Origin of the sequence: Paenibacillus terrae (assembly GCF_000943545.1) — a bacterium.
GTDB classification, from domain to species: Bacteria; Bacillota; Bacilli; order Paenibacillales; family Paenibacillaceae; genus Paenibacillus; species Paenibacillus terrae_A.
This window is the reverse complement of sequence record NZ_JTHP01000013.1, coordinates 1-24066: the sequence shown is the minus strand read 5'-3', so window position 1 is coordinate 24066 and position 24066 is coordinate 1. Positions and strand designations below refer to the sequence as shown.

Below are 24066 nucleotides of genomic sequence, written 5' to 3'. Positions count from 1 at the left end.
ATACGGTACTGATTTTGCTCATGATATACTAAGGATTGAGAGAGAATATAATAGAGGGTGGGCACAGGATGGCAGCAAAACAGAACGATGCCGGGTCCATACTTGATCGAATTACCGACATGCCGGTAAGGAAAAGAAGAGGAAGACTGAAAATTTTTATTGGATATGCACCAGGTGTTGGGAAGACCTGTGCGATGCTTAGCGACGCCCACGAAGAGCAAAAAGAGGGTATGGATATCGTAGTTGGATATATTGAACATTATGCCCGGCCGTACACTGCGGCGCTGTTGGAAGGACTTGAACTTCTTCCTTACATCAAAATTTCAAATGAAGAATCCTCTACTAAGGAATTTGATCTGGACCAAGCGCTCCAGAGAAGTCCTGACCTTATTTTATTGGACGATTTGGCCCATGCTAACGCGGCGGGATGCCGCCATAAAAAAAGATATCAGGATGTGGAGGAGCTTCTTCGTGCAGGAATTCATGTATATACGACGATGAATGTCCAACAGATCGAAAGCCTAACAGATATTGTCTACTCCATTACTGGCATTCCCGTTGACGAACGCATACCAGACAGTATATTTGACAGTGCTGATCAGGTGGAATTAGTCGATATTGAACCGGATGATTTGATAGAACGTTTGAATAGGGGAAAGATTTATCGTGAGGATGAGAATACACAAGCTCATTTATTTACCAAGGAGAAGCTGACGGCTCTACGTGAAATTGCTTTGCGCAATACAGCAAGTCAGTTAAACCGAATCGCGGTGCAAATCAGTGAGCAGACGAAAACAAATGAATTTGATACAAAAGAACATATTCTGGTCTGCCTGTCTTCGGCTGCTTCCAATAAGAAAGTGATTCGAACAGCAGCGAGAATGGCGGCAGCCTTTCATGGTCATTTCACCGCGCTGTTTGTGGAAACACCGGAAGCGAGAGAATTGACACCAAAAAATAAAATGGAGTTAAGGGAAAACCTTAGACTGGCTGAACAAATGGGTGCACAAATCGCAACGATGTATGGAGACGATATTCCAGGACAGATTGCCGAATATGTCAAAACAAGCCGTGTATCGAAAATTGTCCTAGGACGCTCCCCTTACAAGAAGAGAGGGCGTGCAAAGTCCAATGTAATGGATAAACTAACGGCCTTGCTCCCAAATATTGAGATCTATATTATCCCCTATACTGAGCCTTCCTTCTATAAAAGATTGCCTTTTTACGCAAAATACCCAAAGTTGTCGTTGGCTGACACTACCAAGACCATTGCTATCTTGGCTGTGTGCACAATCATTGGCTTGTGGTTTAAGTATTTGGAATTCCGAGAAGCCAACATTATCACCGTGTACATTCTAGGGGTTTTGTTAAATGCAATTGTGACCAAGGGCAGAATGTACAGCGCCATTTCTTCGGTTATGAGTGTACTTGTGTTTAATTATTTCTTTACCGAGCCTTATTATTCTCTGCAGGCTTATGATTCAGGTTATCTGGTCACCTTTCTGGTCATGCTGGCTGCTTCTTTCATGACGAGTACACTGACTATGCGGGTAAGAGAGCAGGCTCGGCAATCCGCACAAAAAGCTTATCGTACCGAGGTGCTTCTGGAAACAAGCCGGAAATTGCAACAGGCCAAAGACTCTTCGGCTATTATTAATGAAATGGCGCATCAAATGGTGAAGTTGTTGGACAGAACGGTCATTTTTTATTCAGTTCACCAAGGGGAACTGTCGGCGCCGCAGGTTTTTCCAAAGAAAGAATCAGCATTTGATCCAGGGGCCTACACGGGAGGCAACGAACGTGCTGTTGCAGAGTGGGTGTATAAGAACAACAAGCGTGCAGGAGCTACCACAGATACTTTTTTTGGCGCTAATTGCCTATATCATGCGGTGCGTGGAGGAGATAAGGTTCTTGCGGTGGCAGCTATTGTAATGGACCAGGAAGAACCTTTAGAGGTTTTTGAAAAAAGCCTGATGATTGCCATGTTGGGAGAGTGCGCGCTGGCGCTGGAAAAAGAAAAACTGAACGAAAAACAAAAAGAAATCTCCATGCAAATCCAGCAGGAGCAACTCCGTGCCAATCTGCTTCGGTCCATTTCTCATGATTTGCGCACCCCTCTTACCAGCATCTCAGGCAACGCGGGAATTCTTCTTGGGAACTCTGAGGTACTAAACGAGGAACAGAAAAAAGGTCTATATACGGATATATATGACGATTCCATGTGGCTGATCAATTTGGTGGAAAATTTACTTTCCATTAGTCGAATCGAAAATGGTACTCTAAATCTGAATTTTCAGGCAGAATTAATGGAGGAAGTCATTTCGGAGGCTCTGCTTCATGTAAATCGTAACAGTGTGAAGCATGTCATTCAAACGGAATTGGATGATGAATTGATGATGGCTCGAATGGACTCCCGGCTTATTGTTCAGGTTTTGATCAATATGGTTGATAACGCAATCAAATATACTCAAGATGGCTCTCACATCACGATTTCTGCAAGACGCGAAAGACATAGGGTCGTTGTAGAAATCTCAGACGATGGCCCCGGTATTTCAGAAGAAGCCAAGGTAAGACTGTTTGAGATGTTTTATACGGCAGATAACATTCATGGGGACGGACGTCGTGGATTAGGCCTGGGACTTTCTCTGTGCAATTCGATTGTGAATGCCCATGGCGGTACCATTGGTGTCAAGAACAATGTCCCTAAAGGGACGGTTTTTTATTTTACCCTGCAAGCTGAGGAGGTGAATGTTTATGAATAAACCTTTTATTCTTGTCGTGGAGGACGATAAACCCATCCGCAAGCTGATTACGACAACGCTGGAGACACAGGGCTATAAATATCATACGGCTGAAACAGGCGAAGCATCGATTTTAGAAGCGGTATCCAAGCAGCCGGATCTAATGATTTTGGATTTGGGGCTGCCGGATATGGACGGTGTAGATATCATAAAAAAGCTTCGTGCATGGTCGAATATGCCTATTATCGTGGTCAGCGCACGCAGCGAAGATCGGGACAAAATAGACGCGCTGGATGCGGGGGCAGACGATTATCTAACAAAGCCCTTCAGTGTAGAAGAACTGCTGGCCAGACTTCGAGTCAGCTTACGAAGAATTCGATATGACAGTGATAAGCTCCTGAAGGATGCTTCCAACTTTATCAATGGAAATTTGAAAATTGATTATGCAGCAGGATGCGTATGGATCGGTGAAGAAGAAATTCACCTGACCCCAAGCGAATATAAACTGCTTTGTCTGCTGGCAAAGCATGTAGGCAAAGTACTGACCCATAATTTTATCCTGCATGAAATTTGGGGCAGCCACAGCTATGACATTCCTGCCCTGCGTGTGTTTATGGCAACGCTGAGAAAAAAAATAGAAAAAACATCATCACAGCCAAAGTTTATTCAAACACATATCGGAGTTGGTTATCGCATGCTTCAGGTTGGAGATGATGGCTAGGCAACAATACCATAATGTAATTAGAGACCATGCTCTTTTGGAGCATGGTCTCTTTGTTTTTATCTGCTATCTAAATCTTAAGGTGATCTTTATACCTATATGAAAACCCTAATCCTAAACTAATGGTGAAAATGTTACGCTGAACTCGGAAGTAAAGAGGATAAGGAGGTTTGGCATGTGAGATGGGCATTACCTTGTTCGCCTGTTTCATCGGCTAAGCTGTCAGCTGAGTGATGGGGAAAGAGGTATGGGGAATGAATGAAGTTTTAACAACCGCGGGTCTGATCTTAATTGTGCTGGCGGTGCTGTATTCCGTTAAAAAAATATATGATTTTATCGAGATGCAGAAGGTGACACGGAGGGATATCTATGAGAACTATGATATCTATAAAGCAGCTCAGAAGTTTGCTCTCGGTACACCCGTCGATGAGATCAGAGAAATCCTGACAAACAGCTATGAGTTAGACGCTAACCAGGTTGAAGAGACGATGTTTCTGGCTCTTCCTCATCGGAACGATGCCGATGGTGGTTATCTTGCCTTTATCAAGGCTGTAAATCGGGTGCTGGGGCAAGAGGTTTACGCTATACCTCAGAAAGAAGGAAAAATATGAGTCGTCATGCCGCGTTACTGGTGTTCGCTCCAAACCTGGCCGGAGAACAGTTTCTACAAGCGCTGAGTGAAGGAGGGGAATTATTTGTTGCTTTGGCATGCAATCCTGATCAACAACAACATTTGTATGAATTAGGAGTGGAAAATGTTATTGAATTCAATATTAAGGAAAAACATTTGAAACAATTGCCGACAAAAGAGTTCAGCAAAGTATATATATTTGAAGAACAACTGGGTCAATGCTATCAAGTATTAGAAGTGATCCGCCAATGGACGTGCGGTACGATTTATGTCATTACCAAAAATCATTATCCGCAAATGATCTATAAGGCACTGGGTGCCGATTTTGTTATTCGAACGGCCAGCGATGATCTTTCCTTTCTACTGGACAAATGTAAACATACTGAAGGGGGTCTTTAGACGTGCTAGATATTTATATGATTGCAGCCCTGATTATTCTCACCGCACTGATGATTGGATTGGGACAATGGGCTTCCGGAACAATCAATAAAGGAAGTGACCAAGGATGATATGGATACTTGCAGCGATCGTAGCAGCTCTTATGGTCTATTTAACTTACGTGCTTATTAATCCAGAAAAATTTTAGTGATAATTTCAGGAGGAATTCAAGTGACAATGATTTCTTTAATCGCCATTGCAATAACCTTATTACTCGCCCTGCTGCTAGCCCGTCCTACAGGACTATATATAGCTCAGGCATTCAATTACGAGAGGACCTGGCTGGACCGTTGGTTTGGCTGGCTGGAAAAACCTATTTATGTGATTGGTGGAATACGAAAGGACAACCATACTTGGAAGCAATACGCTCTGGCTGTGGTGCTCAGTAATGCATTGATGATTTTACTTGTCTATCTGATTTTCAGATTTCAGGGTGTACTGCCCTTAAACCCAAGCGGTATTGCTTCCATGGAACCAACGCTCGCTTTTAATACGGCAATCAGCTTTATGACGAATACGAACCTCCAGCATTACAGCGGCGAAAGCGGGTTATCCTATTTGTCGCAAATGTTCGGTATCGTGTTTATGATGTTCACTGCTCCTGCTTCCGCATTTGCGGTAGCTATAGCCTTTATGCGCGGTCTTTCCGGGAAATCGCTGGGTAACTTTTGGGTCGATATGATACGAAGCATCACCCGTATTCTGCTCCCAATATCCTTTGTGCTGGCTTTGGTTTTTGTCGCTTTAGGCGTGCCACAAACACTAGAACCAACAGCTCTGGCAACCACGTTGGAAGGGGCAAAACAGGAGATTGCCCGTGGACCTGTAGCCTCATTTCTGTCTATTAAAGAACTGGGGAATAACGGTGGTGGCTTTTTCGGGGTCAACTCGGCCCATCCGTTCGAGAATCCGGGCGGTATCAGCAACTTGTTACAAATTTTACTCATGTTGCTGCTGGGAACATCTTTGCCTTTTACATACGGTAAGATGGTTGGGAATAAAAAACAGGGGCGGGTTCTATTTGTATCCATGGCGATGATGTTTATCGTCTTTCTCGGAATTTCCCTGGTCAGTGAAAATGCCGGGAACCCGGTAATCAATAACCTTGGCATTCAGCATCAGCAGGGTTCAATGGAGGGTAAAGAGGTTCGGTTCGGCGTTGCCCAGTCCTCCTTGTATTCGGTAGTTACCACCGCTTCAGAGACAGGTGCAGTGAATACGATGCATGACACTCTGACTCCTATAGGCGGTCTGATTACGATTGGAAATATGATGCTTAATACGGTCTTTGGCGGTGTGGGAGCGGGCTTTATCAATGTGCTGATGTATGCGATGATTGCCGTATTCCTATCTGGCTTAATGGTCGGGCGGACACCGGAGTTTCTTGGCAAAAAAATTGAAGGAAAAGAAATGAAGCTTATTGCGATTACGCTGATTATTAATCCACTACTTATTCTGTTGCCTACGGCCCTGGCTCTTTTCACTCAGGTAGATACGATTTCCAATCCCGGCTTTCATGGGCTGACACAAGCGTTGTATGAATTCACTTCCTCTGCCGCCAACAATGGTTCCGGCTTCGAAGGATTGGGAGATGCGACTCCATTCTGGAATATTTCCACCGGCATTGTTATGTTCGTTGGCCGATATTTCTCCATCATTACGATGCTTGCCGTAGCAGGTTCGCTGGCGGTCAAGAAAAGCGTACCGGAAACCGCAGGAACATTCCGTACGGATAACGCCTTGTTTGGTACTGTTTTTCTGGGTGCAGTCCTGATTGTCGGAGCGTTGACGTTCTTTCCTGCTCTTGCACTGGGACCGATTGCTGAATTCTTGACGCTGAAACCTTAAAAGGCTATGGATGGAGGAAAAGAAATGAGTACAAAGAAGAAAAGCGCTTTAAATAAAGACATCGTTAGTCAGGCGATTAAACAGTCTTTTATTAAACTGGACCCGCGGATTATGGTACGCAATCCAATTATGTTTGTAGTCGAAGTTGGGTTTATCATCACATTATTTCTTGTGTTTATGCCTGGTGCATTTGGTGGAAATGTAGCCACTGGGTTTAACCTTACCGTAGCATTGATCCTGTTGTTTACTGTTTTATTCGCCAACTTTGCTGAAGCACTAGCCGAAGGAAGAGGCAAGGCACAGGCCGATTCGTTAAAAAAGTCAAAAAAAGAAATTACCGCAAACAAGGTGAATGGCAGCACTGTTAAGCAGGTTCCTTCCACAGATTTGCGTAAAGGTGATGTTGTTATTGTAGCCCAAGGGGAAATGATCCCGGGCGATGGAGAAGTCATTGAGGGACTAGCCTCGGTCGATGAATCCGCCATCACGGGTGAATCCGCTCCAGTCATTAAAGAGGCTGGCGGTGACTTCAGCTCCGTGACTGGGGGAACCAAGGTAATCAGTGACCGGATCAAGGTCCGTATTACAAGCGATCCCGGAGAATCCTTTTTGGATCGGATGATTTCTTTGGTAGAAGGGGCTAAACGTCAAAAAACACCTAATGAAATTGCTTTAAATACGGTGCTGGTCAGTCTGACGATTATTTTTCTAATTGTGGTAATCACCCTTCCGTTTTTCGCAAACTATCTGAACATTCGGTTGGAGATTCCTGTTTTGATTGCGTTGCTGGTCTGTTTGATTCCGACTACGATCGGGGGATTGCTATCGGCCATCGGCATTGCGGGAATGGACCGTGTGACGCAGTTTAATGTATTGGCGATGTCCGGTAAGGCAGTAGAAGCATCCGGGGATATCAATACCATTATTTTGGATAAGACCGGGACCATTACCTTCGGAAACCGCATGGCGAGTGAATTTATCCCAGTTGGAAATCACAGTTTGCAGGATGTAGCGGCTTGGGCAGCTTTAAGTTCAGTTCAAGATGAGACGCCAGAAGGGCGGTCTGTGCTGGAGCTTCTTAAGAAACAGAATCTGTCCTTCCAGGAATCCATTGCAGATGGTGCGAAGTTCATAGAGTTTAAGGCAGAGACACGTATGAGCGGCATCGATTTGCCGGATGGACGCCAGATTCGCAAAGGTGCTGTAGACGCAGTGAAACATTGGGTTGCCGCCCAGGGTGGTGTTATTCCTGACGATTTGCAGGCAAACAGCAATGCCGTTGCATCCGCAGGAGGGACGCCGCTTGCTGTAGCGGTCGATCAGTCGATATTTGGTCTTATTTATCTGAAAGATACCGTGAAACCCGGGATGCGGGAACGTTTTGATCAAATGCGAAAAATGGGAATTAAAACGATTATGTGTACAGGTGACAATCCGCTGACTGCTGCCACCATTGCCGCGGAGGCGGGTGTGGACGATTTCATTGCCGAAAGCAAGCCAGAGGACAAAATTGCCGTTATTCGCCGCGAACAGGCAGAGGGAAAATTGGTGGCGATGACGGGTGATGGCACGAATGATGCCCCTGCATTGGCTCAGGCAGATGTCGGAATTGCCATGAACAGTGGAACAGTTGCTGCCAAAGAGGCGGCAAACATGGTGGATTTGGACTCCGATCCCTCCAAAATTATTGAAGTGGTATCCATCGGCAAGCAGCTGCTAATGACACGCGGAGCATTAACCACGTTCAGTATTGCGAATGATATCGCCAAATATTTTGCGATTATTCCAGCCATGTTCATGGTGGCGATTCCTGAAATGGAAGTATTGAACGTGATGAGACTGCATTCACCGCTGTCAGCCATCCTTTCGGCATTGATTTTTAACGCCGTTATTATTCCTCTTCTGATTCCGCTGGCGATGAAAGGGGTAGCTTACAAGCCAATGAGCTCATCACAGCTGTTAAGCCGCAACCTGATTATTTATGGCTTGGGTGGTGTAATGGTTCCCTTTGTCGGGATCAAGCTGATCGACTTGCTGGTCCAATTCTGGGTATAGAGAGGCTGAATAAGAGATGCAAACAATAACGGTTACGTTAAGAACAAGTGTTGTATTAATGGTCATCATTGTGGTATATCAACTAGCTGTAACGGGAATCGCCCAAGCAATTATGCCAAATAAGGCTAACGGAAGCTTGATTTATAACGATAATAATGAGGTCATCGGCTCAGAATTAATCGGGCAGACCTTTACCGATCCCGGGTACTTTCATGGTCGAGTTTCCAGCATTGAATATAATGGGGCTTCTTCCGGTACACCGAACTATGCTCCTTCCAATCCGGAGATGCTCAATCGAACGAAGGAAGCAGTGAAAGCCTGGAAATTGGAAAACCCTGATGTTCCCATGTCCGAGCTGCCAGTAGATCTGATTACCAATTCAGGTTCCGGGCTCGATCCGCATATCAGTATTGAGGCTGCGGAGGCTCAAATTCCGCGAATTAGCAAAATTACCGGGATATCGGCAGACAAACTCAAGGTATTGGTATCCAAACATACAAAAAGTAGAGAACTGGGTGTTTTTGGAGAGCCCGCCGTCAATGTTCTTCTTCTAAATCTGGATGTGCAGAAGACAGTGAAGGGGAACTAAATCAGAGCACAAGGAATCAGTGTATCCCAAAAGAGGCCGGCAAGAAATTCTTGCCGGGTCTTTTCGTATAGAAGCGAGAGGAATGAAACAGGGTGGAAAAATTCAAGAGAAAAAGCCCAGAGGAAATATTGTTATCCATCTCCAGACTGCATCGCGGACGGTTAAAAATTTTCATCGGTGCCGTAAGCGGATCTGGCAAAACCTATCACATGCTGCGGGAAGGAACAGCACTCCGACAACAAGGAGTGGATGTCGTAATCTGTGCAGTGTCTACTTTACAGCGACCGGAGACGATTGAACAAATTGGTGAATTGGAGCGGATACCGAGTATTCACTGGAACCGTAGGGAAGTTGAAAAGAAGGACTTAAATGTAGAGGCTTTGATCCAGAGAAATCCAGAGGTGGTACTTGTGGATGGCTTGGCTCACAAGAATCGGCCAGGTGCGGAGCGTCCGACAAGGCTGGAGGATATTCATTTCTTGCTGAGTCATGGAATCAGTGTAATGACGACTGTAAATGTATATGAATTGGAAGGCGTAAGGGAACTGGCGCAGAAATACATGGGCATTGAAGTTGAAGAAACCGTTAAAGTTGATACGCTGGAGCTTGCTGAGGAAATCCGCTTAATTGATGTAACCCCGGAAACATTGCTGCAGCGATTCTCGGAAGGGCATGTACGTAACAACAAGACTGCTGCATTGTTTAAACGAGGGAATCTGGGTGTGTTGCGTGAGTTAGCACTTAGACTTGTGGCAGAAGGGGTTAACGATTCCCTGGAAAAGCACAGGGAGCAAATGGGTATGCTCGGTCCCTCGGGAGCGGCAGAACGCATTTTGGTTTCGACACAATATCATTGGAATGGTTCCATCTATGTACGTCGTGGCCAACAGGTAGCCAAACGATTGAATGGCGAGCTTCTGTGAGATCAAAGCTGCAAAAGGACAATTCATCATTAATGCAATATAGTGAAAGAAGGGCATCCCCCAAGGGATGCTCTATTTTTGATTCACTCATTCCTGAACTTAGCCTGAAAATGGCCGGTAGAGGATGAATTTCGCTATTCTTCTCAAAAAGACCACTTCAAGGTTGAAATGGTCTGGTGTTCTGATCCGTTTACTCTGTAAGTGACTCAATTAATTTTATCATCGTTTCTGGATTTACGTTCCCGAAAATGGGCTGCTGTAATTTGATTGACCCACAGCGCCTGTGTACCTTCTGGAGTGGTGTGGTGCTACCTTCCCGAATAAATAGATGCATGTCCGGGAAAGTAACAAATGTTTCATCTTCCTCTCCGTTAAACTCAAACTATACACCGGTATTTTCGATTTCTTTCATCGTGGTCTTCTTAGCCGTCAGGCGCATAGCATCGCCGGAAAGGTTCCAGAAAAAAGTGACATGTTCCTCTCAAGGTTAAATTTAAATTTCTCCATTTACAGACACACTCCTTCTAGTGATTTGGGGCCGACATCAAGAGCAAGCAGGGGAACCACGGCGGATCGCAGTCATTCGTTTAATTGTTCCAGCTTATCCGCCCGATTAGCCAGGTACTCCAATTCAAACCGTTGGTCATTCAGAACCGAAAAACTACTAAAAGAGCTGAATGATCTTTTTAAGAAACGCCAGGACAATTTTAAGGACATCAAATATTTCGCTTTGGTTGCAGCCATGAGCATAACCCTCCATAAGTTGTTACATGAAATTATTCCGTTGTGTACATATGTGTGCAATAATTAGAAAAGAATCCCTACTCTCACATGAACGGCCAACATCAATTTTGGATGGGTTGGGCTACCGCCTAGATACGCTTGATAAAATGAACTGACCAGGGACACGCCAAGGCAACAAAAGTAGCTTCTGTAATGCCTGCAGGAGCTACTTTTGTTGTGTATTGAATTGTTTCAATTATTGATGAGATGTGGCGTTCCTAAAAGCAAGGTTTTTAAGTTTTAGATTTTCAACTGAATTTTGTAATGTTTATTCCTAGTGTCTTATGCAACAGATTTAATATGGAGGTGTGGTACTGACTGTGAATTGATGCTAAAAATTGGTAAAAAAGAGAACTGGTTTAGAGTAGATTAAATCTTGGTAGAAAGGAAGCTGGCTTCCGGACCGGTCGATCTTGGAGCAGAAGCGTCTTCATCGATGCGTAAACTGCGCCTGGGCTATTTCCTACTGTTTCTCTTTTTGGCGGAAGACCATGGAGATGACAAGAAGTACCAAGGGGACTGCCGCGCATATAATAATTCCAAAGTAACCTGTTATTTTATCGAAATTGCCTAATTCAATAAAACTTTGGGGATACATGCTTAGGGAAAATAATAAAATTAACGGGAGATAACAGATGTACCTGTTCCACTTTTGGATGAGCTGGCTGATCCCGGCAACAATATAGAAATAATAGTTTGAGGCGGTCATGAAGATTTTGATCGTCCACAAAATGATAAATAATATTTCAAATCGTTCTAGGAACGCGCCGGGGAATTCAATTTGCTGTGCAAAAGAAACGACCGGCCATTGCAATCGAGAAACTTCTTCAACCGACATACAGCCAACGACCATCGTTACCATCAAGATGTACAAACCCATTGCAATCGAGTATCCGATCCACCCTGCCTTCCATGCTTTTTGTGGATTGGCCATCACATTAGTTAATATGAGTATAGATTCAAAACCCATTGCCGAAAAAGGTACAACTTTAAGAGATTGGAAGATCGGGCCCCATCCTTTATGAAAAACAGGACGCAAATTATCGATGTCAAAATGATTGATATTGAGAACGATCAACAATAAAAAAACAATAAGGGTTAAAGGAAAAAAAAGCTCGACCAATCGAACCATCGCATGGAGACCGCCCCAGGTCAAATACCCAATAAGCAGAAGAAACGGCAAGAGAATCATGCTTAACGGAGTTCTCTCCAATGCAAGACCTTTGAGAAATTCTGCCATCATTCTGCATACAAGCGAGCAGACCATCACGCAATATACCATGAATGCAATATTGATGAGAAGGCCGATGAATTTACCTGCGATTATAGGATTGAGTTCATAGAACGTCTTACCTGGAAATCTATGGCATTATTTAACATGGATAAAAATGACGCTTACCCCAAGCAGACTAGCCAGCAAAAGTCCCTGCCACACGTCGGGCGTTTGCGTCTGCTCCGCAATGGTTCTTGGTAAACTGACAATACTCACAGCATACACGGTCGAAGTGACGGTAAATAAGGCTTGCAGGGTAGATATTTTTTCCTGTTTCATGGAAGGTATATTGGACATTACGCTCCCTCTCCTTTTGTATAAGCACCTGTTCGTTCAATTTGTACTTTAGCCTGAACATCGATCGGTATTTGACTGAATGTATCTTGCCAATTTTCCTTTACCCGATCCCAGTAAGCGGGATAGTTCGCTTTTACTTTTGTGCCAAAACCGACTACATCTGCTCTCATTTCTTTCTGGAGTGTGTTTAACGATAGGGATACTGTTTGTTTGATTTCATCTTGCGCCGCTTCTTTAGCGGTTTGGATGAATGATTCCTTCAGGAAGTCTACAGAATTATCCGAGCTTTCGTTTAGTTTGATACCTGCTTTAATACGAACTGTGAATGAGAGATCCTGCCCGTTGAGGTGGGGGATAAGTTTTGTATGGACATCCTCAACTTCAAACACCATGGATTGTTCCAATTTTGGGCCTTCAGTTCTAATAATTGAACCCTTCGTTTTTCCCAGCATCCAGTTGGTCCCGATAACATCCTCTTCGTCTAGCCAATAAGCAAATTTCTTCGTTTTGCCGCTGACCAAAGCTGCGCCTGAGAAGTGGTTGCCTTCATTGGTTTCTAGGCATTGAACGACGAAGTCAGATCCTTGTGAAATATGTGTAGAAATTTCCCCTAATGTTATTCTATAGGGTATTTTGGAGTTGAGATCGCTATTTTTAGCCAATGCTTCAAGGTCAATGGAAGGTATCTCTTTATGTTTGACGATCTTATTGAGCGTTTCTTTCGCACTGCCCTTTACGATCATAACAAGTGATTTTCGACTCGGTTTATAGGAGCGAGTAAACGTATCTAACAATTGGTCGATTCTTGTTTTTTGTATAGCTTGGTCACTAATCAAAATCAAGCGAATAAAACTATATAAAGGAGCACGGGATACCAGCTTGGCCTGGTCCCTTGAAGCAGACTGAATGGAATTTTTGTTAAAGGTTGTTACGTTGCTATACATATTTTTTCTGGATTTTTGCGCGATTAAATGCTGGTAGGTAAGTTCCAGCATTTCCTGCTCATCTGTATCAATGGCGACGCCTTGAATGATACTCAAGTCATCGATCTCTCTGCTGTCCCAACAACCGGTGAGGAGAGCACATGCGATCCATACGGCGACGCATTTTTGCACCGATAGGGTTCGGCGAAACAGAAAGATGTAAGAGATCATTGGCTTACTTCCTTTTCCTGTTAGATTGTGTTTCGTCCTGTGTCTTTAGCATCATAGGACGCTTTTTGAGGTATTTAAAAGGAGCCCGAATAAAAGTATCTTGTTGATCTCTTAGCCGAAATGGGGCTAGGGGTGACATGTAAGGAACTCCAAAGCTTTTGATCTGGACCATGTGTACGCCTAAACAAATAAAGGCTAAAATCACGCCATACAGCCCATAAATCCCTGCAATCATCATAATGGGGAAACGAAGAAGCCGTATTCCAATACTGCCGCTGTACTGCGGGCTTGCAAAGGACGCAATAGCAGTAAGACCAACGACAATAATCAGAAAAGCACTTACGACCGCCGCCTCGACCGCTGCTTGACCAATCACAAGACCGCCTACAATACCGATGACTTGTCCTATGCCTTTAGGTAGCCGCAGACTTGCCTCGCGTAATATTTCCAATGATAACTCCATGATTAGAGCTTCCACAAAAACGGGAAAAGGAATTCCTTCCCTTGAGGCAACGATAGACATCACCAGCTCAGGCGGGATTAATCCAGGATGGAAAGAAATAAGTGCAACGTATAGCGAAGGCAGGAATGTTGCAATGAACAGAGCCATTAAACGAAGCATACGAAAAAATGTTCCTAAAGGAAAACGCTCGTAATAATCCTCTGGGGATTGAGCCAGCATCCAGAAGGTCATGGGAGCAATCAGGACAAAAGGAGTGCCATCAAGCATAATGACAACTCTTCCGGACATTAAAGCATTTATAGCTTTATCCGAACGTTCAGAGGCTTGAATCTGTGGGAATGGAGACCATGAATGTTCCTCAATCCATTGCTCAATAATCCCGGTATCGGAAGCATCGTCCACATCAATCGTTTCGACTCTTCGTTTAACTTCCTGAACTAGCTCTGGATTTGCGATATCTGATATGTACAAGATCGCTAATTTCCGTGAAGATCTCCTTCCTATGGTCATTTTATCTATTTTGAAACTTAGATCTTTGATATGCCGCCTTACCATTGCCAAGTTGCTTTCCAAATCTTCAATAAAACCTTCTCTCGGTCCTCTAACCAAAGTTTCGGTGCTCGGTTCATCGACACTTCGCGAAGGAAACTGGCCCGTAGAAGCAAAAAAAACTTCATCGGTTCCTTCGATCAGCAGACAAGTATTTCCCGATAACACTTCAATTACACATGCTTCAAGGTCTGCACCTTCTTTCATACCGATCGTAAATGCCGTCTGCTGTATCAGTTCCTCCTTTATTTTCTCCAGATTAACTTGGGAGTGGTTTTCACGGATTCCAGTCAAAATGAGTGGCTTAACGATTTGTTCGTTAATTATGCCCGTATTCGCAATACCGGAGAGATAAACCATAACTACATGAATTCCCGTTTGTCCCACGTCCATTTTTTTGAAGACGACATCAGGAAGATGACCCAGAGTCTTTTTTAGATGATCTAACTTTTCCTCGAGTGATCTTGCCATGACTCTGCCTCCTTCAGAAGCTTAAACAATTATTTACAGGTAATATGGGCAAAATAATGATAAATATCCATGGGATAAACAAAAATTCATCATATTCGACGTCAGAAAAGCTGGAAATCCTAGAGTCAGAAGGGCTTTTACAGCAAACCATCCTCCATTCCAATTATTGAAATATTATCTCCTTACTATTGTGTCTCACCACTAAATCCCATAAAGATCAGCTTTTTTGCTGGTCATTTTTTATATGCCTTCATTTAAAACGATTCAAATTAGAGTCGTTTTTTGTGTCCCTAAAAGCATGCTTTTCGAGACGCTATAAATTCTCCCTTTTTCACCGTATCAAAAAGTACTAAAAGAGCTGGGCGTGGATGAACAGTACATATTTGTTGATAAGATGAGTGGCAAGGATTTTGATCGTCCCAAGTATCAGGCCATGCGATTGCTGATTAGTGAAACGACCTTGTTTATATGGATGCGCTGGATCGGCTTGGTCGGGATTACGATGGGATTATCGCGGAGTGGAAATATATCACCCGTGAAATAAACGCAGACATTGTATTTGTGGACAATGAGGCTTGTTCGATTCAAGGAAATTTAAAATTAGGGGCGACCTGGGGAAATTGCTAGAGGACTAATTTTTGAGCATGCTGGCTTACGTGGCCGAGCAGGAGCGAAAAAAGAACCGGCAGCGGCAGGAGGAAAGGGATTGAGATAGCGCGGGCAAGCGGTGTTACGTTTGGGAGACCCTGGCAGCCCATTGACGAGACGTTTATCCGAGTCTATGAGGAATGGAAGGCCGGCTGGATGCGGCAACGGCAGCTATGCGGCAATCCGGATTAACGAAAGGGATATGAAGCGGGGAAAGCTAATTAGTTCTAAAAACAGAGGTGTAGGAGATGGAAGATAAGGAAAAAGCTTTGGAAGAGCCTTAGAGGAAGTACACGACCTTATGGCTGCATATGATGAGCTGTTTCTACAAGACCAAAAAAGAGAAAATGGTCAAGAAATCGCAATTTAATAGTTATTTCCATAATATAAAAATGTTCGAAAATGATTAGATATACCCAAAATATGGAAACATGATATACTTAGTCACGAGACTTAAAGTGGAACCATTATTGCAAGGCCGGAATAGAACTTAAGTCGCAATATAAAAGTGTTCAGAGTATAGGTAAGCAGGAGCTTCAAGAAAAAATGAAGCAAGGCAAACTGATTGTTATAGATTTTCGTCCAGCAGATGAATATGAAACAAAACATATACCAAAGGCTGTTTCAGTTCCATTCGAACGATTAGATGAATATTTACAGACAATTTCTCACGATACTGAAATTGCTGCCTTTTGCCGAGGGATGTCCTGTTCTCTCACATTCGAGGCCAGTGGAATTCATGCAAAAAAAAGGATTCAAAGCCTATCGAATTGAGGAAAACATTCAAGAATATGAAGCGTTTTAGGTGAATAAAATCAATATAATTTTTTCATTTTATAGAGGGCTTTGTATGAGAGCAATATATGAGCTCAACTGGGTCGCATTAATGCGGAAAAGGTGAGGGGCTTGTCTCTACAATACTCTGTTTATTCCGTACCAGTCTTGCGTTTTTTCATTGATCGAAAAGAATACTTGAGCGAAGATCGCTTTAATATCTTAAATAGAACTAAGGAACGAATTGACGCACTTTTAGCATTAATTGATATTGTTGAGTGATGTATGAGGATAGGAAGTGATAAAATTGAAATTAAGAATCAGAAATATTTCAACATTTTTACTTAGAAAGCGTAAAAAGAGAAACAAGGTAGCTTCACACCTTGTTTCTCTTTTCTTTGGATCAAAATCTATGTTGATCTTCGCTCAATCAGATTAAATGCTAGAGAATGTAGTTTAGGTACAGATTGATCCAGCATGCTTTTAATAACAGCAAAGGCATTCTCCGCTTGTTTATCTACCGGGTAATGAATGGTCGTCAGATCCAGTAGATGGGCAATGTCTGTGTTATCGAATCCCATGATCCCCACATCATCTGGAACTGTAAATCCGGCACGTTGAAGTTCCATTAAGATACCTGCCGCCACTTCATCGGTCGAGCAGGAAATCGCCTCTGGCTTGTCCGTCTGTTTTATCCACCATTGCGCTATTTCTTCTCCATCATATATTGACATTTTATTGTGAAATTGTGGGAAGCCGCTATCTTTCAGCCCATGCATTTGAATAAAATCCCTGTAGGCTCTGATTCGTTCCAAGGTATTTAGACCTTTGGACGAGAATACGTTTAAAATTTTACGATAGCCTTTTGAATACAAATATTCGAGACTGAGCATGTAGCCTTGATATTGGTCCATAAAAACAGATGGTATACTGTCGCTGGTGAGACGCTGCCAAGTTACAATGGGACCGTATCTTGTGTAAGACTCTATAATATTCCACTCATTTGTCCTGACCAGGCAAAAAAGAGCGTCCAACTGCCTGCTACGCAACATTTCAAGAGCTACAAGTTCTTTACTGCACTCTCCGTTAGTCATGAAGAGCATTGTGTTAAATCCGGATTGTTGGGCAATGGTATGGAAGGAGCGGACAAGTGACATCAAAAGTGAGTTGTAATCAACAGCTATGATGCCAATGCTCCGGGTTGCTCCCTTTTTTAAAGATGTTGCATTGTAATTCGGGACATAATCCAACTGTCCAATTATTTTCAAGACCCTTTCTCTCGTTAAATCACTTACATAGGGATGCTGATTAATTACTCGTGAGACCGTTGCCGTAGAAACACCTGCAAGACGTGCGATCTCTTGAATATTTGCCATGGTGATTCACCTCATGATTAAGTATAGCATTGTTTCGGGTTCTTACAGACTATAAGCCTAACTGAAGCCGGAAAAGATAATCTTGAAATTGTAGGAGCTAGGGAAAAAGGTTGATAGAGGCAGCAGGAATCATACAGCAGATTATATAGACAAGTCCCATTACGCGTGCTTGATTTCGCAATTTCAGCAAAATAGGAGCAAGTCTTTATCTAGTACCCGTAATGAAATTGAAAAGACTGGTTGCAACAACCGACAGTCAACAAGATATCCCCGCTTGTTTACTTATGCCGATGTCTCTTTACATATAATCTCCTTTGTCTAAGTAGGATAGTCACCGAAAGCAAAGCAGAATAAACAAACTTCGGATTACAGGATTACATTACGTAGAATAAATAATTGTTTAGAGTCGGTGGCGAAATTCTTGATAAATCCTTATTAGGGGGAATATAGTTTAAATCTATACATACAAAAGTTTAAACACAGTAAGCGGTTACTGCCAAAATACCATTGATGTAATTTTTATGTATAATAAAGATGTTTGATTTTACTGATCATTACGCTTACCCGGCGAAACAAGCAATAGATATGTTTCATCACTATAAGGAAGACATCGCTTTGTTTGCCGAAATGGGATTTAAAGTTTACCGTTTATCAATCGCGTGGACCAGAATTTTCCCAAAAGGGGATGAAACGGAACCTAACGAGGCGGGACTTCGCTTCTATGAAGATGTGTTTAAGGAATACCACAAGCACAACATTCAGCCTCTTGTCACGATCAGTCACTTCGATGTTCCGATGCACCTAGTAAAGGAATACGGTTCCTGGCGAAACAGGAAGATGGTCGACTTCTTTGGAGGGTTATGCCAAGTGATTTTCAGCCGTTACAAAGGCTTGGTGAAATACTGGATTACATTTAACGAAATTAATATGGTCTTAGAGGCTCCTTTTCTGGCGGCGGGACTGTACATTGAGGACCATGAAGACGCGGAGACTGTGAAATATACAGCCAGTCACCATGAATTGGTGGCAAGCGCCTTGGCCACTAAATTGGCACATCAGATAGACCCTGACAATCAAGTTGGCTGTATGCTCGCGGCTAACGCTCCATATCCTAGAACATGCAACCCGGAAGATATTTGGAAGGCAAAATAAGTGGAAAACCAGAGCTATTTCTTTGTAGATGTACAGGTTCGAGGCGATTACCCCACATTTATTTTAAAAGAGCTGGAACGTAAAGGCATCACACTTCCATTCGAAGAGGGGGACAAAGAATTATTGAAGCAGCATACGGTAGATTTTGTTGGCTTCTCGTATTACTCATCCAGCGTTGTCAGCGCTGATCCCGAACAGACGGACACGATTGGAGGCAACCTTTTCCCAAGCTTGCCCAATCCGTACTTGAAAGCTAGTGACTGGGGGTGGCAGATTGATCCTCTGGGACTACGAATTACGCTAAATAATATTTATGATCGCTATCAGAAACCACTATTCATTGTTGAAAATGGATTTGGAGCGGTTGATCATCCAGACAAAAACGGATATGTGGAGTATGACTATCGCATTGATTATTTTAGAGAGCATATTAGGGCCATGAGGGATGCTGTAGAGAATGATGGTGTCGATTTGTTAGGGTTTACAACCTGGGGGCCGATAGACATTGTAAGCGCAAGCACAGGTGAAATGAGAAAAAGATACGGGTTTATTTATGTCGATAAAGATGATCATGGCCAAGGTACATTAATGCGAACGAAGAAAAAATCATTCGAGTGGTATAAAAAGGAAATTGCTAGCAACGGTATGGATCTAGATTAGAATTTTGTGATTTGTATCTTGTAAAAAGACGAACAGACCGTCAACCTGCTTGAATTAATAAGCCGGCTTGACGGTCTGTGCTTTTTTCGACTGGAAAAGTTAGAGGGAAAAGCTTTAGGTGGTATCATGATGTAAAGAGAACGGAAAAGTCACCATTTCAAAAATAACAAGGTCATCTTGAATCACTGATTGAATCATATCTAAGGGCAACCGCGTAGGTAAAGGGGCGATCGAAAAACCGTACTGTGATGATGAGCAGATTCAAATTCTCTCGGTACAGTTAAGGATTTGACTTTTGAGATATACTAGAAGCCATCGCTCCATTTAAGAAGGACTGACCCGTTTTGCGTTAACAGACTTGGATCGTAATCGACAAAACAAATTTCCAAGGAGTGCTGATTATTGATTAAAGATTAGAATGGAACTTTGGTACTTAAGGGAGCGGTCGAGGATTCAGCCGCTCCAAAAAAGTCAAAACAGTCCCCCTTTTATTAATGGTTATGATGGGCATGTGCATCCGGCGCACCTGATTCTATTGTGCACAAAATGGATTCATCGTGTCTATGCTGTTCGGACTCGATCTGCAAAGTAGAGTGAGGAATGTTCTTATGCTCCAGCATATGCTCGATACTGTGCAGTAGGGCCTCGGTTTCATACACTGTTTTATTTCCATCAACTACGATATGCGCAGTCAGAGCGTTTAAGTTGCTTGTAATTGACCAAATATGCATATCATGTACGGCTTTCACACCTTCGAACTGCGAAATGGCTTGTACGACTTCCTCTACATCAATGTTACGGGGTGTTCCTTCCATAAGCACATGCAGGGAAGACTTACTAACAAAGTAACCACTGCGAAGGACAAGTACTGCGACAATTACACTAGCAAGTGGGTCTGCCCATCCCCATCCGAAGAACATCATCAGAAGAGCGGCAATAATCGCTCCAACAGATCCCAGCATATCGCTGAGGACGTGCAGATAAGCACCTCTCATATTCAGGTTGTGCTCTGTATCGCTACCTCGCATCATAATCCAGGCAACGAGTATATTAATGAACAGGCCGATAATACTGATAACTAGCATCCCTACTGTAGCCACTTCTGGCGGATTTATAAACCGTTCAATCGCTTCGTAAAAAATGTATAAGGCAATCGCAATCAGAGTAATACCGTTTAGCATTGCAGCCAATATTTCAAATCTCCTGTAACCAAAGGTTTTTCCCTTATTGACAGCTTTCTCTCCAAACTTAAACGCAAGCAAAGCGATCGCTAACGCAAGAGAATCCGATAACATATGACCTGCATCCGAGAGCAAAGCTAAACTATTGGTAATAAATCCACCAAAAGCTTCGACCAGCATGTAAGTAGTGATGATAATGAAGGAGATCAGCAAAACTTTTTTGTTGTTGTGCCCATGACTATGATCATGTCCTGCCATACATATCCCAGCTTTCTATTTTATTAACATATGAACAACTGTTCATATGTTTTATTGACTTCAATTATATGTGGGGAAAATCTACACGTCAAGTGCAGCATAGCGCAACATCAGTATTAGTTGCCTTTGAAGTTTTATAAAGCATTAAAGCACTTCCGTATTTAGAAAGTGGTTAATAGGTCTAACGTTGTTTTAGTGTATTTATTTTACGGCGTATATAAAGAGGGGATATTTTAAACAGCTTTAAGAAGTCGAGTTAGGAGCGTCGAATTTAAAAAATAGAAACAAGCGATCAGGCTTGTTTCTCCACTGATACACTGGTCCATTCAGAACAACCACTCAAATACAGTTAAACTCACAGTATAAGTAAGGTTTGAATCGAATAGAAGAACAAATGCGAGGAATTGGAGTAAAGGGACTGATTGAAGAAGATGACCATGACGTAGTAGATGAACTTCTTACCACAGTAAATAAGTTAATGAAATAAAAAAATGTTTATGATGCAGATCCAGAGAACAGTTGTGATGTTCAATATTTTGTCAAGCTGTCAACACAGGAAAATGTCCGTCTGCAATCCGCCAAGGTGAACGGTTGCCGCTAACTTTTGGAGCTAATATACACTAGAAGAACAGTTACTCTGTACAGGGTCAGAATAATATGTACAAATTAGATATTGAAATGTAAATAGTGAATAGAAAGGAGGCATTCCTTAGGAATTCTTCCAACAAATAACGAATGAATTTTACAATTGTTCGTAGCAAAAATTCTTTAAGAAATCAATTATAATGTGCTATATATAACTAATAAATATTAATCCTACAATTCATGAAATAAAAAGAACTCATTTTTGTTAATGAGTTCTTTTTATTTCATGATGCACTCTCTTTTTTCTTTTGTTTGTTTTTCTTAGTTGATGGATTTGAGAGAAGATTGATACTCGTTTGAAGAGCCTCCATTAAATCAATAATATGGTGAGACTCATTCTTTTCTGAATCTATTTGAATTACTTCTTGCCCAGAAATTTTAGATTGGATTAACGACTGCATCCGAACTTGTCCAACATTTGTAAAATGGGATTCCACAGTTTTAGAAGAAGAGAGGTTCTTTATTAACTGCTGAGCTAACTGTAATTGATCCGAATCGATTTGTGCTTCGCTCGGCAAATTCGGTATACGTTCAGAAGGACGTATTTCATTTGGATAGTACATCGTAGACAATTGGATAAATGATCCGTTCATCGGTTTAAGTATACAAAGTTTAGTGCTTGATCTTATCGTTATTTTAGCAACTGCTACACGTTTAGTCACTTCCAATGCCTTAGTAAAAAGACTGTATGCGTCTGTGTAGTTGGCTTCTGGACCAAGGTAGTAAACCTTTTGTGAAAACATTAAATCAACTGATGCCTCTTTAATGAATTGAATAATATTTATTTTTTTTGAATCGTCATGTAATTGCTCCAATTCCTCTTTTTCAAAAATCAAAAACTGGTTATTATCTAATTTGTATCCCTTGATTACATCTTCTGAACTCAGCTTTTTTTCACAACTTGAACAATAACGTTGAGTCTTAATTGTACCATGGCACCCTTTATGTAGTAATTGAAGTGAAATTTCTTTCTCCTCAGTTGCTGCATATAACTTGACAGGGATATGTACCAAACCAAACCCGATTACACCTTTCCAAATGGTATGCATTAGTAATAACCTCCCAATATTCTTAATGGAGATTATTCCCTTTTCGATAATAAATAAACCGCTTAACCTAGTTGGTTAAGCGGTTTATTTATTATCGAAAATCTGAGAAACCAGTAATTGAATTTTAATTAATTCAGAGCTATTCATATCGAATAATTTTGTATGCAATTGATTTAACAATTGATCTTTCTTATTCTTTTCATTCTTTATGTACTTGGTATATAAAAACAGGTCTAAAACTTGAACATCAAGCGCGTCTGCAATCTTTTGCAGGTTTAGTAATGTAATATTTTTTTCTGCGCGCTCAAGACCACCAATGTAAGAAAAATGAAACCCTGCCTTCTCACCAAGTTCCTCTTGTGAGAATCCTTTTTTTGTCCTAAGTTCACGTACCCGTTTGCCAACTGCCACCAATATCGGTTCCTTCATTGCTACACCTCAGACTCAGTGTATACAAACTGTGAAGGCGAATACATTAGTGTATATGAGTCAAATCGACTAAATGATATGTTTACGTATCAATTACAAAAAAATTGTCCATACTCGAATTGAGGTGATGAAATGAGTCATAAAAAGAAGGAATTAGGAATTGGAATGGCCGCCGTTACTGGACAAGGATTAAAATTTGCAGACTTGTGTTACAGTAGCAAAATACTAATGAAATATCAGCATTTTGAGGATGCACAAAAAAACGGAGAGTGGAAGATCCCCGTTCTATTTCTTGAGAAAAATCTTGAAGTTTTAATCATAGTTAATTTTGATTTTGTTGACTTAGCATATGTTATTGATAAAAGAATTTCAGTAAACGAGCAAGTACTTGATGCTTATTATGAAGCAATTAGAAATCTAAGAGCCCAGTTAAAATTGGCTAAGCAAATGCTTAGGTAATACCTAAATATTAATTGGTTTTGTTGGCTAATTTAACAGGCGGTAAATCATGCAAAGTAATATTTAGCAGCGCTTGTATCGACGTATCAAGTACTTGTGCAATTTTAAATAGGGTATGAATCTGAACATGGTGTTTGCCACTTTCTATATTGCTAACCGCCGTTCGAGATAGGTCAACAGCTAACCCTAATTGTGTTTGAGTCATCCTCAAAAGTTTTCTTTTACATCTAATGTTAAAACCTATGATTCTGTACAAATCCATTGCGATCGTCTCCCCTCATTTTTCTAACACTTTTCTCTATGAATCTACTTTATTAGTCTATCTAATTTATCGAAATTATATACTGTACAAAAAGATAATAATGAAGTTGGTATTAAAAAATAAGTATGAGATCTAATGAGAAGATAGTATTCGCCATATTTTGTGTTAGGTCTATTTATTTCTCAGATGGAGTAGAGGAAGTATAAGTATCTGATATAAACATGACTGAAAAAGTCT

At 41.9% G+C, this 24066-nt stretch carries 18 protein-coding genes and 4 pseudogenes; 13 read left to right on the top strand and 9 right to left on the bottom strand.

Annotated features, from left to right (window positions below; translation table 11 throughout):
* Positions 1-68 precede the first annotated feature (68 nt).
* The 9 genes and pseudogenes from QD47_RS08905 to QD47_RS08870 all read left to right on the top strand — a co-directional run.
* A complete protein-coding gene (locus QD47_RS08905) occupies positions 69-2762 on the top strand; it encodes a sensor histidine kinase (protein WP_044645798.1) in 2694 nt (897 codons plus the stop codon).
* On the top strand, positions 2755-3462 hold the full coding sequence (locus tag QD47_RS08900; protein WP_044645797.1) for a response regulator: 708 nt from the start codon (positions 2755-2757) through the stop codon (positions 3460-3462). Before QD47_RS08905 ends, QD47_RS08900 begins: the two co-directional genes overlap by 8 nt.
* Before the next feature lie 254 nt (positions 3463-3716).
* Entirely contained in the window at positions 3717-4073 is a 357-nt protein-coding gene (locus tag QD47_RS08895; RefSeq protein ID WP_044645796.1) for a hypothetical protein, read from the top strand.
* Positions 4070-4492, top strand: a complete 423-nt coding sequence (locus tag QD47_RS08890) for a hypothetical protein (protein WP_044645795.1) — start codon at positions 4070-4072, stop codon at positions 4490-4492. The genes QD47_RS08895 and QD47_RS08890 overlap by 4 nt, the downstream gene beginning before the upstream one ends.
* A gap of 106 nt (positions 4493-4598) precedes the next feature.
* Positions 4599-4679 (top strand): K(+)-transporting ATPase subunit F, encoded by an 81-nt coding sequence (gene kdpF / locus QD47_RS34070; RefSeq protein WP_082067133.1) that lies wholly within the window; start codon positions 4599-4601, stop codon positions 4677-4679.
* Positions 4680-4711: 32 nt separating this feature from the next.
* Complete coding sequence (gene kdpA / locus QD47_RS08885; RefSeq protein ID WP_152643781.1) at positions 4712-6379, top strand: potassium-transporting ATPase subunit KdpA; 1668 nt, start codon at positions 4712-4714, stop codon at positions 6377-6379.
* Between the two features lie 24 nt (positions 6380-6403).
* Positions 6404-8434: a potassium-transporting ATPase subunit KdpB gene (gene kdpB / locus QD47_RS08880; RefSeq protein ID WP_044645793.1), complete on the top strand. Its 2031-nt coding sequence runs from the start codon at positions 6404-6406 to the stop codon at positions 8432-8434.
* A gap of 16 nt (positions 8435-8450) precedes the next feature.
* Positions 8451-9023, top strand: coding sequence for a potassium-transporting ATPase subunit KdpC (kdpC, locus tag QD47_RS08875; protein WP_044645792.1), 573 nt, complete (start codon positions 8451-8453; stop codon positions 9021-9023).
* A gap of 92 nt (positions 9024-9115) precedes the next feature.
* Positions 9116-9943, top strand: a pseudogene (locus QD47_RS08870) (histidine kinase); the annotation flags it as partial.
* 582 nt (positions 9944-10525) lie between these two features.
* On the opposite strand, the gene QD47_RS32110 reads toward QD47_RS08870, so the two are convergent.
* The 4 genes and pseudogenes from QD47_RS32110 to QD47_RS08855 all read right to left on the bottom strand — a co-directional run bounded on the left by QD47_RS32110 (position 10526) and on the right by QD47_RS08855 (position 14936).
* On the bottom strand, positions 10526-10690 hold the full coding sequence (locus tag QD47_RS32110) for a hypothetical protein (protein WP_161797161.1): 165 nt from the start codon (positions 10688-10690) through the stop codon (positions 10526-10528).
* A 502-nt stretch (positions 10691-11192) separates the two neighbouring features.
* Positions 11193-12281: pseudogene (locus QD47_RS08865) on the bottom strand (GerAB/ArcD/ProY family transporter).
* Positions 12282-12298: 17 nt separating this feature from the next.
* Entirely contained in the window at positions 12299-13453 is a 1155-nt protein-coding gene (locus QD47_RS08860) for a Ger(x)C family spore germination protein (RefSeq protein WP_044645791.1), read from the bottom strand.
* A 4-nt stretch (positions 13454-13457) separates the two neighbouring features.
* Positions 13458-14936 (bottom strand): spore germination protein, encoded by a 1479-nt coding sequence (locus QD47_RS08855; protein WP_044645790.1) that lies wholly within the window; start codon positions 14934-14936, stop codon positions 13458-13460.
* A gap of 319 nt (positions 14937-15255) precedes the next feature.
* Here QD47_RS08855 and QD47_RS30605 point away from each other — a divergent pair.
* Together QD47_RS30605 and QD47_RS08845 are read left to right on the top strand one after the other, a co-directional pair.
* Positions 15256-15683 (top strand): annotated as a pseudogene (locus QD47_RS30605) (recombinase family protein); the annotation flags it as partial.
* Positions 15684-16130: 447 nt separating this feature from the next.
* Positions 16131-16358, top strand: a complete 228-nt coding sequence (locus tag QD47_RS08845) for a rhodanese-like domain-containing protein (RefSeq protein ID WP_052646734.1) — start codon at positions 16131-16133, stop codon at positions 16356-16358.
* Positions 16359-16768: 410 nt separating this feature from the next.
* Here the strand turns inward: QD47_RS08845 and QD47_RS08840 are convergent, their stop codons facing one another.
* Positions 16769-17734 (bottom strand): LacI family DNA-binding transcriptional regulator, encoded by a 966-nt coding sequence (locus tag QD47_RS08840; RefSeq protein ID WP_044645789.1) that lies wholly within the window; start codon positions 17732-17734, stop codon positions 16769-16771.
* A 534-nt stretch (positions 17735-18268) separates the two neighbouring features.
* Here QD47_RS08840 and QD47_RS08835 point away from each other — a divergent pair.
* Positions 18269-19546 (top strand): annotated as a pseudogene (locus tag QD47_RS08835) (6-phospho-beta-glucosidase).
* Between the two features lie 491 nt (positions 19547-20037).
* Here the strand turns inward: QD47_RS08835 and QD47_RS08830 are convergent.
* From QD47_RS08830 to QD47_RS30600, 3 genes are all read right to left on the bottom strand, one after another.
* On the bottom strand, positions 20038-20985 hold the full coding sequence (locus QD47_RS08830) for a cation diffusion facilitator family transporter (RefSeq protein ID WP_044645788.1): 948 nt from the start codon (positions 20983-20985) through the stop codon (positions 20038-20040).
* A gap of 869 nt (positions 20986-21854) precedes the next feature.
* Positions 21855-22679 (bottom strand): non-homologous end joining protein Ku, encoded by an 825-nt coding sequence (gene ku / locus QD47_RS08825; protein WP_044645787.1) that lies wholly within the window; start codon positions 22677-22679, stop codon positions 21855-21857.
* Between the two features lie 84 nt (positions 22680-22763).
* Complete coding sequence (locus QD47_RS30600) at positions 22764-23108, bottom strand: helix-turn-helix domain-containing protein (RefSeq protein ID WP_023988760.1); 345 nt, start codon at positions 23106-23108, stop codon at positions 22764-22766.
* 132 nt (positions 23109-23240) lie between these two features.
* Between QD47_RS30600 and QD47_RS08815 the strand changes: the two genes are divergently transcribed.
* Positions 23241-23567: a hypothetical protein gene (locus QD47_RS08815; protein ID WP_044645786.1), complete on the top strand. Its 327-nt coding sequence runs from the start codon at positions 23241-23243 to the stop codon at positions 23565-23567.
* A 10-nt stretch (positions 23568-23577) separates the two neighbouring features.
* Here QD47_RS08815 and QD47_RS08810 read toward each other — a convergent pair whose 3' ends face one another.
* Positions 23578-23829, bottom strand: coding sequence for a helix-turn-helix transcriptional regulator (locus QD47_RS08810; RefSeq protein WP_044645785.1), 252 nt, complete (start codon positions 23827-23829; stop codon positions 23578-23580).
* Positions 23830-24066 lie beyond the last annotated feature (237 nt).

Excerpts from the sequence above, each read along its gene's own strand:
- kdpC (WP_044645792.1), top strand. The coding sequence starts at position 8,451 with ATGCAAACAATAACGGTTACGTTAAGAACAAGTGTTGTATTAATGGTC.
- QD47_RS08840 (WP_044645789.1), bottom strand. The coding sequence starts at position 17,734 with ATGGCAAATATTCAAGAGATCGCACGTCTTGCAGGTGTTTCTACGGCA.
- kdpB (WP_044645793.1), top strand. The coding sequence starts at position 6,404 with ATGAGTACAAAGAAGAAAAGCGCTTTAAATAAAGACATCGTTAGTCAG.
- QD47_RS08905 (WP_044645798.1), top strand. The coding sequence starts at position 69 with ATGGCAGCAAAACAGAACGATGCCGGGTCCATACTTGATCGAATTACC.
- QD47_RS32110 (WP_161797161.1), bottom strand. The coding sequence starts at position 10,690 with ATGGCTGCAACCAAAGCGAAATATTTGATGTCCTTAAAATTGTCCTGG.
- QD47_RS08860 (WP_044645791.1), bottom strand. The coding sequence starts at position 13,453 with ATGATCTCTTACATCTTTCTGTTTCGCCGAACCCTATCGGTGCAAAAA.
- ku (WP_044645787.1), bottom strand. The coding sequence starts at position 22,679 with ATGCATACCATTTGGAAAGGTGTAATCGGGTTTGGTTTGGTACATATC.
- QD47_RS08845 (WP_052646734.1), top strand. The coding sequence starts at position 16,131 with ATGAAGCAAGGCAAACTGATTGTTATAGATTTTCGTCCAGCAGATGAA.
- QD47_RS30600 (WP_023988760.1), bottom strand. The coding sequence starts at position 23,108 with ATGAAGGAACCGATATTGGTGGCAGTTGGCAAACGGGTACGTGAACTT.
- QD47_RS08855 (WP_044645790.1), bottom strand. The coding sequence starts at position 14,936 with ATGGCAAGATCACTCGAGGAAAAGTTAGATCATCTAAAAAAGACTCTG.
- kdpF (WP_082067133.1), top strand. The coding sequence starts at position 4,599 with ATGATATGGATACTTGCAGCGATCGTAGCAGCTCTTATGGTCTATTTA.
- QD47_RS08895 (WP_044645796.1), top strand. The coding sequence starts at position 3,717 with ATGAATGAAGTTTTAACAACCGCGGGTCTGATCTTAATTGTGCTGGCG.
- QD47_RS08830 (WP_044645788.1), bottom strand. The coding sequence starts at position 20,985 with ATGGCAGGACATGATCATAGTCATGGGCACAACAACAAAAAAGTTTTG.
- QD47_RS08900 (WP_044645797.1), top strand. The coding sequence starts at position 2,755 with ATGAATAAACCTTTTATTCTTGTCGTGGAGGACGATAAACCCATCCGC.
- QD47_RS08810 (WP_044645785.1), bottom strand. The coding sequence starts at position 23,829 with ATGGATTTGTACAGAATCATAGGTTTTAACATTAGATGTAAAAGAAAA.
- QD47_RS08815 (WP_044645786.1), top strand. The coding sequence starts at position 23,241 with ATGAGTCATAAAAAGAAGGAATTAGGAATTGGAATGGCCGCCGTTACT.
- QD47_RS08890 (WP_044645795.1), top strand. The coding sequence starts at position 4,070 with ATGAGTCGTCATGCCGCGTTACTGGTGTTCGCTCCAAACCTGGCCGGA.